This is a genomic window from Trabulsiella odontotermitis, assembly GCF_030053895.1.
In the GTDB taxonomy this organism is placed as follows: domain Bacteria; phylum Pseudomonadota; class Gammaproteobacteria; order Enterobacterales; family Enterobacteriaceae; genus Trabulsiella; species Trabulsiella odontotermitis_C.
Map to the genome: position 1 here is coordinate 3,641,781 of NZ_CP125781.1, position 14,925 is coordinate 3,656,705.

At 54.5% G+C, this 14,925-nt stretch carries 12 protein-coding genes; all 12 read right to left on the reverse strand.

All coding sequences use genetic code 11. The annotated features are described in order from the left end of the window. Window positions 1–87: 87 nt before the first annotated feature. Window positions 88–1,047, reverse strand: a complete 960-nt coding sequence (accA, locus tag QMG90_RS17305) for an acetyl-CoA carboxylase carboxyl transferase subunit alpha (protein WP_049847509.1) — start codon at window positions 1,045–1,047, stop codon at window positions 88–90. A gap of 12 nt (window positions 1,048–1,059) precedes the next feature. Beyond that, window positions 1,060–4,542 (reverse strand): DNA polymerase III subunit alpha, encoded by a 3,483-nt coding sequence (gene dnaE / locus QMG90_RS17310; protein ID WP_283280851.1) that lies wholly within the window; start codon window positions 4,540–4,542, stop codon window positions 1,060–1,062. A 32-nt stretch (window positions 4,543–4,574) separates the two neighbouring features. Beyond that, the gene (gene rnhB / locus QMG90_RS17315; RefSeq protein WP_283280852.1) at window positions 4,575–5,171 is read right to left on the reverse strand and encodes a ribonuclease HII; all 597 of its coding nucleotides are present in this window, start codon (window positions 5,169–5,171) and stop codon (window positions 4,575–4,577) included. Further along, window positions 5,168–6,316, reverse strand: coding sequence for a lipid-A-disaccharide synthase (gene lpxB / locus QMG90_RS17320; RefSeq protein WP_283280854.1), 1,149 nt, complete (start codon window positions 6,314–6,316; stop codon window positions 5,168–5,170). Before lpxB ends, rnhB begins: the two co-directional genes overlap by 4 nt. Next, window positions 6,316–7,104 carry an acyl-ACP--UDP-N-acetylglucosamine O-acyltransferase gene (gene lpxA / locus QMG90_RS17325; protein WP_283280856.1) on the reverse strand — a complete coding sequence of 263 codons (789 nt, stop codon included), beginning with the start codon at window positions 7,102–7,104 and terminating at the stop codon, window positions 6,316–6,318. The genes lpxB and lpxA overlap by 1 nt, the downstream gene beginning before the upstream one ends. Window positions 7,105–7,107: 3 nt before the next feature. Continuing rightward, window positions 7,108–7,563, reverse strand: coding sequence for a 3-hydroxyacyl-ACP dehydratase FabZ (gene fabZ / locus QMG90_RS17330; RefSeq protein WP_006817227.1), 456 nt, complete (start codon window positions 7,561–7,563; stop codon window positions 7,108–7,110). A gap of 104 nt (window positions 7,564–7,667) precedes the next feature. Further along, window positions 7,668–8,693 (reverse strand): UDP-3-O-(3-hydroxymyristoyl)glucosamine N-acyltransferase, encoded by a 1,026-nt coding sequence (lpxD, locus tag QMG90_RS17335; protein ID WP_283280858.1) that lies wholly within the window; start codon window positions 8,691–8,693, stop codon window positions 7,668–7,670. A gap of 3 nt (window positions 8,694–8,696) precedes the next feature. Next, complete coding sequence (gene skp / locus QMG90_RS17340) at window positions 8,697–9,191, reverse strand: molecular chaperone Skp (RefSeq protein WP_038155526.1); 495 nt, start codon at window positions 9,189–9,191, stop codon at window positions 8,697–8,699. Window positions 9,192–9,312: 121 nt separating this feature from the next. Continuing rightward, a complete protein-coding gene (bamA, locus tag QMG90_RS17345; RefSeq protein ID WP_283280859.1) occupies window positions 9,313–11,724 on the reverse strand; it encodes an outer membrane protein assembly factor BamA in 2,412 nt (803 codons plus the stop codon). A gap of 31 nt (window positions 11,725–11,755) precedes the next feature. Continuing rightward, window positions 11,756–13,108: a sigma E protease regulator RseP gene (gene rseP / locus QMG90_RS17350; protein WP_283280860.1), complete on the reverse strand. Its 1,353-nt coding sequence runs from the start codon at window positions 13,106–13,108 to the stop codon at window positions 11,756–11,758. A gap of 11 nt (window positions 13,109–13,119) precedes the next feature. Then, on the reverse strand, window positions 13,120–13,977 hold the full coding sequence (gene cdsA, locus QMG90_RS17355) for a phosphatidate cytidylyltransferase (protein WP_283280862.1): 858 nt from the start codon (window positions 13,975–13,977) through the stop codon (window positions 13,120–13,122). Between the two features lie 12 nt (window positions 13,978–13,989). Then, a complete protein-coding gene (gene ispU / locus QMG90_RS17360; protein ID WP_283280864.1) occupies window positions 13,990–14,748 on the reverse strand; it encodes a (2E,6E)-farnesyl-diphosphate-specific ditrans,polycis-undecaprenyl-diphosphate synthase in 759 nt (252 codons plus the stop codon). Between the last annotated feature and the right edge of the window lie 177 nt (window positions 14,749–14,925).

Genomic DNA, 14,925 nt, shown 5'->3' on the forward strand with positions numbered 1-14,925 from the left:
GAAAATCTTTAGCTAATCATAGCCTGGCTGCACTGCAGATATAAAAAAAGCCGCACTCTTGTGCGGCTTTTCGGAAGGCTCTGTCGGTTATGCGTAACCGTAGCTCATCAGGCGCTGATAGCGACGATTGAGCAGATCGTCTTTGCTCAGCACATCGAGATCAGCGAGGTCGGCCAGCAGTTGCGCCTTCAGGCTGGCGGCGATCGCTTCCGGGTTGCGGTGTGCGCCACCCAGCGGTTCCGGAATGATGGAATCGATCAGCTTCAGCTCTTTCAGGCGTGGGGCGATAATGCCCATCGCTTCCGCAGCCAGCGGCGCTTTGTCAGCGCTTTTCCACAGAATTGACGCACAACCTTCCGGCGAGATCACCGAATAAGTACTGTACTGCAGCATGTTGACTTTGTCGCCCACGCCGATGGCCAGCGCACCACCGGAACCGCCTTCACCGATGACGGTACAGATGGTCGGCACTTTCAGGCGCGACATTTCACGCAGGTTGCGGGCGATTGCTTCAGACTGACCACGCTCTTCCGCGCCCACGCCAGGGTATGCGCCCGGCGTGTCGATGAAAGTGATGATCGGCATATTGAAGCGTTCTGCCATTTGCATCAGGCGCAGCGCTTTGCGGTAGCCTTCCGGCGCTGGCATACCAAAGTTACGGCGAATTTTCTCTTTGGTTTCGCGGCCTTTCTGATGACCAATGATCATCACCGGACGCCCGTCCAGACGCGCAATCCCGCCGACAATCGCTTTGTCGTCAGCATAAGCGCGGTCACCGGCCAGCTCGTCGAATTCGTCGAACGCCAGGCGAACATAATCCAGGGTATATGGGCGTTGTGGATGGCGCGCCAGCTGGGCAACCTGCCATGCACCAAGATCGGCGAAGATTTTGCGTGTCAGTTCTACGCTTTTTTCACGCAGACGATGCACTTCTTCATCGATGTTAATATCCAGTTTCTCATCCTGACGGCTTACTGCTGTCAGGGAATCGATTTTCGCTTCCAGCTCGGCGATCGGCTGTTCGAAATCAAGGAAATTCAGACTCATAGTATTCCTGTATTAGTCAAACTCCAGTTCCACCTGCTCCGGGCCGATGAGGCCACGCAGATCATTGAGTAAACGATCGCTCGGAGAGACACGCCAGGTCGCGCCAAAACGCAACCGCGCGCGTGCATCCGCTCTCTGATAGTAGAGATGCACTGGAATGGTCCCCGAACGGTGGGGTTCCAGAGACTGGCGGAGACGGTTTAAAAGCTGGTCATCAATTTGCCTGTCCGTCAGCGAGATAGCAAGCCCGCGTGCATATTTTTCCCGGGCTTCGTCAATGTCCATCACTTCGCGGGCGGTCATTTTAAGCCCCCCACTGAAGTCATCAAAGCTGACCTGTCCGCTGACGATAAGTATGCGGTCTTTTTCCAGCAATTGCTGGTATTTATCCAGGGCGTCCGTGAACAACATCACTTCAAGCCGCCCGGAACGGTCATCCAGCGTACAGATGCCGATACGATTGCCGCGTTTGGTGACCATGACCCTCGCGGCAATCACGAGCCCCGCCGCCGTGGTGACTTTACCACGTTCGGTCGGATGCATGTCTTTCAGCCGGTAGCCTCCGACATAGCGCTCAATTTCTTTCAGATACTGGGTGATCGGGTGCCCCGTCAGGTACAGCCCTAACGTTTCACGCTCGCCATCCAGAACGATTTGTTCCGGCCAGGGCTGGCAACTGGCATAGGATTGTTCAATTTGTTCAGGTTCTTCCGCCAGCACACCAAACATATCAGCCTGGCCGATAGCTTCGGCTTTGGCATGTTGATCGGCGGCTTTCAGCGCATCGCTGAGCGAATTCATCAACGCCGCGCGGTGCGGGCCAAGCCGGTCAAACGCCCCGGACATGATCAGTTTTTCCAGTACCCGGCGGTTGAGTTTTTTGGTGTCAGTGCGCGCGCAGAGATCAAACAACTCACGGAAATAACCGCCCTCGTTACGTGCTTCGAGGATTGCCTCGATAGGGCCTTCACCGACGCCTTTGATCGCCCCAATGCCGTAAACGATTTCACCATCATCATTGACGTGGAAATGGTACAGACCGGAGTTGATATCCGGCGGCAGGATTTTAAGCCCCATGCGCCAGCATTCATCCACCAGCCCCACCACTTTTTCGGTGTTGTCCATATCGGCGGTCATTACCGCCGCCATAAACTCGGCCGGATAGTGCGCCTTCAGCCACAGCGTCTGGTAGGAGACCAGCGCGTAAGCGGCGGAGTGAGATTTGTTAAATCCGTAACCGGCGAATTTCTCCACCAGGTCGAAGATTTTCATCGCCAGTTCGCCGTCAACGCCGTTTTTCTTCGCCCCTTCTTCAAAGGTGCCGCGCTGCTTGGCCATCTCTTCTGGCTTTTTCTTACCCATCGCACGACGCAGCATATCCGCGCCGCCCAGCGTATAGCCGGAAAGCACCTGAGCGATTTGCATCACCTGTTCCTGATACAAAATAATGCCGTAGGTCGGCTCCAGCACCGGTTTCAGGCTCTCATGCTGCCATTGAACGTCCGGGTAGGAAATCTCTTCGCGTCCGTGCTTACGGTCGATAAAGTTATCTACCATGCCCGACTGTAACGGCCCAGGACGGAACAGGGCCACCAGCGCGATCATATCTTCGAAGCAGTCAGGCTGCAGACGTTTAATCAGATCTTTCATGCCACGCGATTCAAGCTGGAATACCGCGGTGGTTTCCGAGCGCTGCAGCATGTCGAAACTTTTCTTGTCATCCAGCGGGATGGCAGCGATATCCAGCGGCGGCTCGCCGTTTTTCTCACGGCGGGCGTTAATCATCTCCAGCGCCCAGTTAATAATGGTGAGCGTGCGCAGACCGAGGAAGTCGAATTTGACCAGCCCGGCGTATTCCACGTCGTTCTTATCAAACTGCGTTACCGGGTGCTGACCCGCTTCATCGCAGTACAACGGGGCGAAATCGGTGATTTTAGTCGGCGCGATCACCACGCCACCGGCGTGTTTACCGGCGTTACGCGTGACGCCTTCCAGCTTGCGCGCCATGTCGATCAGCGCTTTCACCTCTTCGTCTGCCTCGTAGATCTCCGGCAGTTGCGGCTCGGCTTCAAACGCTTTCGCCAGCGTCATGCCCGGATCGGGCGGCACCAGTTTAGAGATGCGATCGACGAAGCCATAAGGGTGCCCCAGCACGCGGCCCACGTCGCGGATAACCGCTTTCGCCGCCATCGTACCGAAGGTGATAATCTGCGATACCGCGTCGCGGCCATACATGTCCGCCACGTGCTCGATCACCTGGTCGCGCTTCTCCATGCAGAAGTCGACGTCAAAGTCAGGCATAGAGACACGTTCCGGGTTAAGGAAACGTTCGAACAGCAGATCGAATTCGAGAGGATCGAGATCGGTAATTTTCAGCGCGTAGGCCACCAGCGAACCCGCACCGGAACCTCGCCCAGGACCCACCGGCACGCCGTTATCCTTCGACCACTGGATAAACTCCATCACGATAAGGAAGTAGCCAGGGAACCCCATCTGGTTGATCACCTGGAGTTCAATATCCAGACGCTCATCATATTCCGGGCGGCGTTTTATGCGCTCTTCAGGATCAGGGAACAGGAATTCAAGACGCTCTTCCAGACCCTCTTTCGATTTGGTAACCAGGAAGTCTTCTGTGGTCATCTCCCCGGTAGGGAACTGCGGCAGGAAGTATTCGCCTAAACGCACGGTCACGTTGCAGCGTTTGGCAATCTCAACCGTGTTCTCCAGCGCTTCAGGGATATCTGCGAACAGCTCGCACATTTCATCTTCAGTACGCATGTACTGTTGTGCGGAGTAGTTGCGGGGGCGTTTGGGATCATCAAGCGTAAAGCCGTCGTGGATCGCGACGCGAATTTCATGGGCGTCAAAATCACCGGCGTCGATAAACCGTACGTCATTGGTCGCCACTACCGGCAACCCGCGCTCTTCGGCCAGGTTTATCGCCGCGTGAAGATAGTTCTCTTCATCCGCACGGCCGGTACGAATCAGCTCAAGATAGTAGCGATCAGGGAAATGTTCTTCATAAAACGACACGCACTGATCGACCAGCGCCATGTTGCCGCGCAGCAGACTGCGACCCACGTCGCCCATCCGCGCGCCTGACAGCAAAATCAGCCCGTCGTTGTGCTCGACCAGCCAGTCGCGGTCGATCCACGGCCCCAGCGCGCCGTAACCGCGCTGGTAAGCACGGGAAATCAGCAGCGTCAGGTTCTGGTACCCGGTATTGTTGGCAGCAAGCACTGTCAGTTCGGTGAGTTCCTCGCCCAGCAGATCGCTCTGGACGTGAAAATCGGCGCCGACGATCGGCTTCATGCCGGCACCGTGTCCCGCTCCGTAGAACTTCACCAGCCCGCACAGGTTGGTGAAATCGGTGATCGCCAGCGCAGGCATACCGAGCGCGGCCGCCTTTTTCACCAGCGGCCCGGTCTTCGCCAGCCCATCGATCATGGAGTAGTCACTGTGCACCCGCAGGTGTACGAAACGTGGTTCAGCCATCTTCAGATTCCGCGTTGCTTAATAGCGCCCGGTCAGGACACCAGACCCAGCGCACGTTTTACCGGAGCAAAACTGCGTCGATGGTGCTCGGTCGCACCGTGTTCGGCCAGCTTCTCCAGGTGGAAAGCGGTAGGATACCCTTTATGCTGCGCAAAGCCATACTGGGGAAAGTTGAGATCCAGCGCCGTCATTTCCGCATCACGCGTCACTTTCGCCAGAATCGACGCGGCACTGATTTCCTGCACCCGGCTGTCGCCTTTGACCACCGCCAGAGATGGCATGGGCAGCGCCGGGCAGCGGTTGCCGTCAATCAGCACATATTCCGGCGCGATCGTTAACCCGGCAACGGCGCGCTGCATCGCCAGCATCGTGGCGTGCAATATATTCAGTTCATCGATTTCATGCGGCTCTGCGCGGCCAAGGCTCCAGCACAGGGCTTTCTCGGTGATTTCGTCAAACAGCGCGAGACGGCGCTTTTCAGAGAGTTTTTTGGAGTCGTTAAGGCCCACGATCGGGCGCGCGGGATCGAGGATCACCGCCGCTGTCACGACCGCGCCGACCAGCGGGCCACGACCAACTTCATCCACACCCGCCACCAGGTGCGTGTGCGGATAGATAAATTCCATCATTGTGCTAACTCCAGTACCGCATCGGCGGCCTGCTCATCCGCATTGCAGCGGATTTGCTGATGCAGCTCTCGGAAAGTGTCATGCATTTCATGGCTGGTTTTGCCATTGGCCAGCAACGGCAGCAGCGCGTCAGCCAGTGTCTGCGGCTGGCAGTCGTCCTGCAGGAGCTCTTTCACCAGCTCACGCCCGGCAAGCAGATTCGGCAACGAAACATAGTCTGTTTTCACTAAACGCTTCGCCAGCCAGAACGTAAACGGCTTCATGCGATAGCCCACCACCATCGGGCATTTCGCCAACATACACTCCAGCGCCGCCGTACCGGAAGCGAGCAATGCTGCATCGCTGGCGACCATCGCCTCGCGCCCTTTGCCGTCAAGCAAATGCGCGCGGAGATCGGGAGCAACCTCAGCTTTAATCCGCTCAAATTGTTCGCGCCGCTTCGCGTTAACCAGCGGCACAACCACCTCGAGATCAGGATAATGATTACGCAGGATCTGCGCCGTTTTCAGGAAATCTGCGCTGAGCATTTCCACTTCTGCGCCGCGACTGCCGGGCAGTAACGCGAGACAGTGAGCGTCATGCGCAATGCCCAGTGCGTCGCGCGCCGCGTTTTTATCGGGATCCAGCGGCATGGCGTCAGCCATGGTGTGGCCGATAAACCGGCACGGCACGTTGAAACGGTCATAAAACGCTTTTTCGAAAGGCAGGAAAGCGAGCACCAGGTTGGTGGATCTGCCGATTTTGAAAACACGTTTTTGTCGCCAGGCCCAGACGGACGGGCTGACGTAATGAATGGTTTTGATCCCCTGCTTTTTCAGATTCCCTTCAAGGGTAATGTTAAAGTCAGGCGCATCAATACCCACGAAAACATCGGGCTGGAGCTCAGTAAAGCGCTGAGTGAGATCGGCACGAATGTGCAGCAGACGACGCAGACGCCCCAGCACCTCGACAACGCCCATCACCGCCAGCTCTTCCATTTCATACCAGGCTTCACAACCTTCCGCCTGCATCAATGGACCCGCCACACCGACAAAGCGTGCATCGGGTACCCGCGCTTTCAGTGCGCGGATAAGGCCTGCACCAAGGATATCGCCGGAGGTTTCTCCGGCGACCAGGGCAATTGTCAGAGGACGCTGTTCCGCCATTAACGAATCAGTCCGCGCGTCGAACGTTCGAAGAACTCGGTGAACGCTTTGACTTCCGGATACTGTTCGGCCAGGGCTTCAATCTCTGGTTTGGCTTCTTCCAGCGTTTTACCGCTACGGTACAGCTGTTTGTACGCATTACGGATCGCCGTAATCGCCTCACGGCTGAAGCCGCGACGCTTCAGCCCTTCGATGTTGACACCGAAAGGCGTGGCGTGGTTGCCCTGCGCAATCACGTACGGCGGTACATCCTGGGCGACGCCAGAACAACCGCCCACCATCACGTGCGCACCAATGATGCAGAACTGATGGATGGCCGTCATACCGCCGATAATCGCGAAGTCATCAATCGATACGTGCCCCGCCAGCGTGGCGTTGTTGGCGAGAATGCAGCGGTTGCCGATGGTGCAGTCATGCGCCACATGAGCATTGACCATCAGCAGGTTATCGCTGCCCACCTTCGTCAATCCGCCGCCCTGTACTGTGCCGCGATGAATGGTCACGCTTTCGCGGATACGGTTGCGGTCGCCAATTTCCACACGCGTCGGTTCACCAGCATATTTCAGATCCTGGTTAACTTCCCCGATGGAAGCGAACTGATAGATCACGTTGTCATTGCCGATCTTAGTATGACCGTTAACCACGACATGAGATTTCAGTACGGTGCCCTCGCCGATTTCAACATTCGGGCCAACAATACAAAACGGGCCAATATGGGCGCCGGCGCCGATGACAGCACCCTCTTCCACAATGGCGGTTGGATGAATAAAGGCGGTTTTATCAATCACGTATCAGGCCTCCCGGCTACGCGCACACATCATAGTCGCTTCACAGACCACTTTACCGTCAACCAGGGCAACGCCCTTGAAGCGGGTCAGGCCACGACGGGTTTTTTCAAAGGTCACTTCCATGATCATTTGATCGCCAGGCACAACCGGGCGTTTAAAGCGTGCTTCGTCGATCCCGGCGAAATAGTACAGCTCGCCAGGTTCCAGTTTACCTACGCTTTTGAATGCCAGAATGCCGGTGGCCTGCGCCATCGCTTCCAGGATCAGAACGCCCGGAAAAATCGGCTTACCAGGGAAATGTCCCTGGAAAAACGGTTCGTTTACAGAAACATTTTTCACTGCGCGCAGAAAACGACCTTCTTCAAAATCCAGCACGCGATCGACCAGTAAAAACGGGAAGCGGTGCGGCAGAAGTTCTAAAATCTCTTCAATGTGCAGAGTATGAGTGTCAGTAGTCAAAATACTCTTCCTGTCAAAATATACTGAATGGCAATAATAACACGGCCTGCCGCAATCAAAGGAATGCCGACAGGCCGGGAAATGCAGGTCTGAATGATGAATTTTTAGTCTTGTTGATTGACCTTGCGCTCAATACTCTTAAGACGCTTATTCATATCATCAATGTTCATCACCAGGGCTGCCGTTTTGCGCCACACTTTGTTCGGTTGCAGCGGAATACCGGAGGAATAGATGCCAGGTTCGGTGATCGGACGCATCACCATGCCCATACCGGTTACCGTAACCTTGTCGCAAATTTCCATGTGCCCGTTAATCACGCTCGCACCGCCAATCATGCAGTAACGGCCGATTTTCAGGCTTCCCGCCATGATAACGCCACCTGCAACCGCGGTATTGTCGCCAATAACCACGTTATGTGCAATCTGGCACTGGTTATCAATGATAACACCGTTGCCGATCACCGTGTCGTCCAGCGCCCCACGATCGATTGTGGTACAGGCGCCAATTTCAACGCGATCACCAATAATGACGCGACCGAGCTGCGGGATTTTAACCCAGTTACCACGATCGTTGGCATAGCCGAATCCGTCTGCGCCGATCACGGTGCTGGACTGGATCAGGCAATTTTCGCCGATTTCAATCTCGTGGTAAACGGTAACGTTGGCCCACAGACGGGAACCCGCACCGATTTTTGTGTTTTTACCCACGAAGCAACCTGCGCCGATGACGACGTTATCGCCGAGAACAACGCCGGATTCAATCACCGCGTTCGCCCCGACGGAGACGTTGCTGCCGAGCGTCGCCGTCGCGTCGATCACCGCACTGGGTGCGATGTTCTGTGCAGGTTGCGGCGTGGTATCAAGAAGTTGTGCCATACGAGCATAGGTCAGGTAGGGGTTCTTCACCACCAGAGCCGCGCTTTTGGCAAAAGGAAGATCGTCCTGCGTCATCACGATCGCAGAGGCCTGGCAAAGCGCCAGGTGTTCACGGTATTTAGGATTCACCATGAACGAAATGTGACCTGCTTTAGCAGATTGCATGGACGCAACGCCGGTGATGACGAGCTCGCCATCACCGTGTAACTCTGCATCCAACTGCTGAGCTAAATCAGCCAGTCGAATTGAAGGCATTACTTATTTAACCTGTTTCAGTACATCAGCGGTGATATCTTTGATATCGCTGCTGTTGTAAGCGACGGTGTTCGCGTCAACAACCAGGTCGATGCTTTGATCGTCAGCCACTTTCTTCACGGCAGTCTGGATACGGGTGACCAGTTTACCGCGCTCTTCGTTAGAGCGACGCGCACGATCCTGCTCAAAAGCTTGCGCTTTCTGAGAGAAGGTCTGACGCTGAGACATGATGTCTTTTTCCAGTTTGCTACGGTCGCTGGCCTTCATGGTAGAACCATCGCGCTGCAAACGCTGCATTTTGGATTGCAGATCGGATTCCTGACGCTGCAGTTCGCCGGCACGGCCTTTGAACTCGTTTTCCAGCGTTGCAGAAACGCCTGTTTTCTGTGCAACCTGCTGGAACAGACTACCCATGTTAACAATCGCAATTTTGTCAGCTGCCTGAGCAGAAGTTGCCATTGCTAAACCGAGACCTGCAGCTAATAACCACTTTTTCACAATTAACTCCTTACCATCCCATATGTACCCTGAGGTACCGTCTTTTGCGTGGCCTGGCGACCACCGAAGTGTTCGCCTGAGTCATCGCTACACTGCGAGTGCATTCCGTTGCACTGAACAATTACCAGGTTTTACCAATGTTAAACTGGAACTGCTCTGCTTTGTCTCCGTCGTATTTCTTAAACGGCTGGGCGTAGGAGAAGACCAACGGCCCCAATGGAGACATCCATTGTAATGCGATACCGGCAGACATACGGATATTACTCGGATCGCTATAATCCGGAATACCTGCTGCACGCGTTGCCGCTGTGTTTTCCCAATGGGTATCCCACACAGAGCCCGCATCCCAGAAGAAGGAGGTACGAATCGAGTTCGAATACTTATCGCTAACGAACGGCGTCGGAACAATCAGCTCCATACTGGCGACACCCATGGCGTTACCACCGACCGCATCATCAGACTTACAAATACCTGAGCTCTGATCACATTCATCCAGCCCTGGTGCGCCATAGTACGCGGCTTTCGGGCCGATGTTATTCGACTGGAAACCACGAACGGTGCTGGAACCACCGGCATAGAAGTTTTCATAGAACGGCATCTCTTTGCCGCTCAGACCATCACCATAACCCCAACGGGTACGCCCCAGTACCACCCACTTATGATCGTCATCGATCGGGAAGTAGGACGCGGTATCCAGCGTCATTTTGTAGAACTCGTTGTCAGAACCAGGGACCGTCACTTTACCGTTCAGGTTGACACGGTTACCTTTTGTCGGGAAGAACCCGCGGTCGAGGTTGTTGTACGTCCAACCGTAGTTAAAGGTGAAGTCATCTGCCGAGAAACCGTTGTCATCCTGCGTGGTGCTGGCAGTCTGGCCGATAGAGGTCAGATAACGGTTCATCGCCACCTGCGGTTCCATGTTAGACAGGTCGTTATGGACGTAGCCTAAACCGGCGCGCAGCGTGTTGTATTCGTTAATCGGGAAGCCAAGCGTTCCGTCTACACCGTAGCTCTTGTTGGTGTATGAGGAGAGATCAGCATCATCCGCTTTAAAATCATTGTAGAAGATACGACCACCGAGGCTCACACCATCAACCGTAAAATACGGGTTGGTCACAGAAAATTCGGAATAGGTCTGATAGTCGTTCTTGGTGCCGTTGATACCGACAGAGTAACCGGTACCTAACCAGTTATCCTGCTGAACGCCGACCTGGAAGCTGACGCCGCTTTCTGTACCGTAACCGACGCCGAAGTTGAAGCTACCGGTGTTACGCTCTTTCACCTTGTAAACCACATCGACCTGATCCGGGTTACCCGATACACGCTGGGTATCCACATCTACGGTTTCGAAGTAGCCAAGACGGTTCAGACGCTCTTTACCCTGGTCAACGAGATCGCTGCCCAGCCATGCGCCTTCCATCTGGCGCATTTCGCGACGCAGAACGGCATCTTTGGAGGTGTCGTTCCCTTCAAAGCGGATTTTACGCACGTAGTAACGGTTGCCGGCATCGACGTTCACATGCAGCTTGACGGTTTTATCAGCGTCGTTGATTTCAGGCTGAGACTGCACGCGCGGATAGGCGTAACCATAGCGACCCAGAAGCTTTTTAATATCATCTTCCATTTTGGTCACTTTGGTACCGTTGTAGAGCTCACCCGGCTCCACTTTGGTCAGGCTTTCGATCTCTGCGGAGTGCCCCGCGAGATTACCGCTCACCTCAACGCCAGACAGCTTGTACTGGTCGCCTTCGGTGATGTTGACGGTAATGTAGATGCCTTTTTTGTCCGGCGTCAGGCTGACCTGCGTCGAATCAATGTTGAAGCGTGCGTAACCGCGATCCAGATAGTAGCTGCGCAGGGTTTCAAGGTCGCCTGCCAGTTTCTGTTTCTGATATTTACGATCGCCCACCACGTTCCACCACGGCACTTCATCACGCAGCTGGAAGCTGGAGATCAGTTCGTCAGTGGTAAACGCGTGGTTACCCACGATGTTGATCTGTTGGATGGTGGCTGAGACGCCTTCCTGGAAGACCAGCTTGAGGTCAACGCGGTTGCGCGGCAGTGGCGTTACCACCGCTTTCACGCTGGCGCTGTATTTACCTACGCTATAGTAAAAGTCTTCCAGCCCCTTCTCGATATCGGAAAGGGTTGTGCGGTCAAGGGATTCGCCAACGCGAACACCGGAGGCTTCCAGGTTCTGCTTCAGCATGTCATCTTTCACCGACTTGTTGCCGGAGAAAGTGATGCTGGCAATAGTGGGACGCTCTTTTACCTGAACCAGCAGCGTATCACCATCCCGCAGAACGCGTACGTCCTCAAAGTTTCCGGTCGCGAACAACGCGCGAATAGTGTTACTGATGTCGTCATCAGTCACCGTATCGCCCGGTCGCACTGGCATACTCAGAAGGGCCGCACCAACGGCGACTCGCTGCAAGCCTTCGAAATGAATGTCCTTCACTACGAACCCGTCAGCACCGTATACGGTCGCGCTGCTAAACAGCAGCGACGCTATAAGCAACTTTTTCATCGCCATCGTTATTATGCGTTCTTCCTAACCATCTCTCTTAGAGCCGAGAGAAATCATTGAAAAGTGCAAGCCCCATTAACAGCACCAGCAGAATTGAGCCAATGCGATAACTAAAGTCTTGAACTCGCTCGGATACCGGTCCGCCTTTCAGCTTTTCAATCGCTAAAAAGAGCAGATGACCCCCATCAAGTACGGGCAGCGGGAACAGGTTGATAATGCCGAGATTCACACTGATGAGCGCAAGAAACATCAGGTAGTAAATCAACCCAAACTCCGCTGACATCCCAGCCCCCTGAGCGATAGAAATCGGCCCACTGAGGTTGTTCAGTTTTACGTCACCGGTTATCAATTTTCCTAACATACGAACTGTTAGCGTCATCAACTGCCAGGTTTTATCCGTGGCCTGAAGGATCGCGTCAAACGGTCCATATTGCCGAACTGTCTTAAACTCATCGGGCAGCGGCGTGACTTTTGGCACCACCCCTGCAAACCCCTGAGCCACATCACTACCGCGTTTTGTATCGGGTATCAATGTTAATGACAAGGCGCTGCCCTGCCGTTCAATCTCAAGTGCCAGTGGCTTACCAGGATTGTCACGCACCAGCGTAACAAACGTTAACCAACGCGTCAGCGGCTGACCACCGACTTTAACGATCCTGTCGCCCGCTTGCAAACCTGCCTTGCTTGCCGCGGAGTCTGGCTGCACTTCCGCCAGAACGGTCTCAATTTGCGCACTACGGGGATGAATACCCAGCGCGGTGACCGGATCTTCTTTGTCCGGCTCAAAAGCCCAGTGCCGAAGATCAAGGATTTTATCCTGGCGTTGGGGACTTCCGAAAGGGGCAACCGTGATTGTCGTCTGAGAATCACCTATTTTTGCGACCAGCGCCAGACGCACCGCATCCCAATCAGGCGTTTCGATACCGTCAACGGCTTTAAGTTCCGTACCAGGTGCAATTTGTGCTTCTGCGGCGATCGAATTGGGCGTTATTTCACCAACCACGGGCCGAATACCCGGCACGCCGATGATGAACACCAGCCAGTAGGCGAAAATAGCAAAGAGGAAATTCGCCACCGGCCCGGCGGCGATGACAGCGGCGCGTTGCCCCACTGTTTTATTATTGAAGGCGTAATGGCGCATCTCCGGCGTAACCGGTTCAACACGCTCATCCAACATTTTGACGTAACCGCCAAGGGGGATCATGGCGATGACAAATTCGGTACCACGCTTATCGATACGGCGCCACAGCGCTTTGCCAAAACCGATGGAAAAGCGCTCGACACGAATACCGCAGCGGCGAGCAACCCAGAAATGGCCAAACTCATGCACGGTGATCAGCACACCCAGCGCAATGATAAACGCAGCCAAATTCCAGAGAATGCTCAGCATAAAACCTTCCGTTAAATCGTCCTGAAAACTAACAATAACAGACAGGCGAAGACCGGAACAGCCGCCGTCAGGCTGTCAATACGATCCAGTATACCGCCGTGCCCTGGAATCAAATGACCACTGTCTTTGATTCCCGCTTCCCGCTTGAACATACTCTCGGTGAGGTCGCCGAGGACCGACGCTAGCGCCGCCACAACAGAACAGAGTAACAGGGTGACCGGAGCCACTTCCAGATTTGCCCACATTCCGTACGCCCAGGAGATAATCGCTGCGGTGAATAGCCCGCCGATAAATCCTTGCCACGTTTTGCCCGGAGAGACTTTCGGCGCCAGCTTATGCTTGCCGAACAGTTTTCCGAACATGTAAGCCCCGGAATCCGCGCCCCAGACCAGCACCATAATATAGAGGAGCCACAGCGCACCGCTGTAGTGATTCGCCTCATAATGCCACGCGCGCAACGCCACCATACCCCAGAAAAACGGCACGATGGTTAAGAAACCAAAAATCAGACGCAGCGTTTTCGAGTTGCGCCACAGCGCCGCAGAGCCGGGGTAAGACAACACCAGCAGAAGCGCCACTATCCACCATCCGAGGGAGGCCCAGAGCGCCCCTTCAATCAACGGTTGATGAATATTTTGATGATACTCCGGCAGCGAAAACAGCATTACCACCAGCAACAGGCCGCAAAGCACCGCCAGCCAGACTCGCTGTGTGCGAGACGTGAAACCGCTTAACTGACCCCATTCCCACGCGGCCAGCATACAGACAACCAGCGTGATAATGGCAAACCCCAAAGGCGGCAAAAGAAACAGAGCCGCGATGACAACGGGAATTAAAACGAAAGCAGAAATCAGGCGATACTTCAGCAAAAGCGACCCCCATCAGGCATTTTCGCCACCTGGCTCGGTGCCGCCGAAACGACGCTCACGATTGGCAAAGGCATGCAACGCACCTTCAAAGTCTTGTTCATCGAAATCGGGCCAAAGAACATCGGTGAAGTAAAGTTCCGCATAGGCAATTTGCCAGATCAGAAAGTTACTGATGCGATGTTCTCCCCCTGTCCTAATAACTAAATCTACGGGAGCCAGCTCGTGCATGCAGATTTGCTGACTCAGCAAATCTTCAGTGATTTGATCGGGGCGGAGTACGCCTTCCTGAACCTGTTCAGCCAGGTGCTGAACTCCCTGAATAATATCCCAACGACCGCCGTAATTTGCCGCAATATTGAGTGTTAACCCTGTATTATTCTGCGTCAATGCTTCGGCTTTACGAATTCGCTCCTGCAAACGCGCATTGAAACGGCTGGTATCGCCAATAATGCGTAAACGCACATTGTGGCGATTCAGACTTTTAACTTCGCTATCCAGCGCCCAGACGAACAATTCCATCAGCGCACTGACTTCCTGCGCTGGCCGGTTCCAGTTTTCACTACTGAATGCGTAAAGCGTTAACGCGCTGATACCATTATTGGCAGCAAAGGAGACCGCGCGACGGACGGATTTCGCCCCCGCTTTATGACCAAAGGCTCGTATCTTCCCTTGTCTCTTCGCCCAGCGCCCATTGCCGTCCATGATTATCGCCACATGATGACAGCCATGTGCGGGCAATTTTTCGCTGATTGGTTGATTCGCAGACAACATAACGCGTTAATGATCCATGAAAAGGAATTAGCGGTACTACGGAATACCCGCCCCTGACAGCCCATCACTGCGCTGCTGGCTTCGCGTCGACCCAGGGCCAACCACGGGATACAGTCTAAAGCTTTACGCAAAAAAAGCCGTGGAAAATCACGGCTCACCTGCCCGCAAACGATCAAA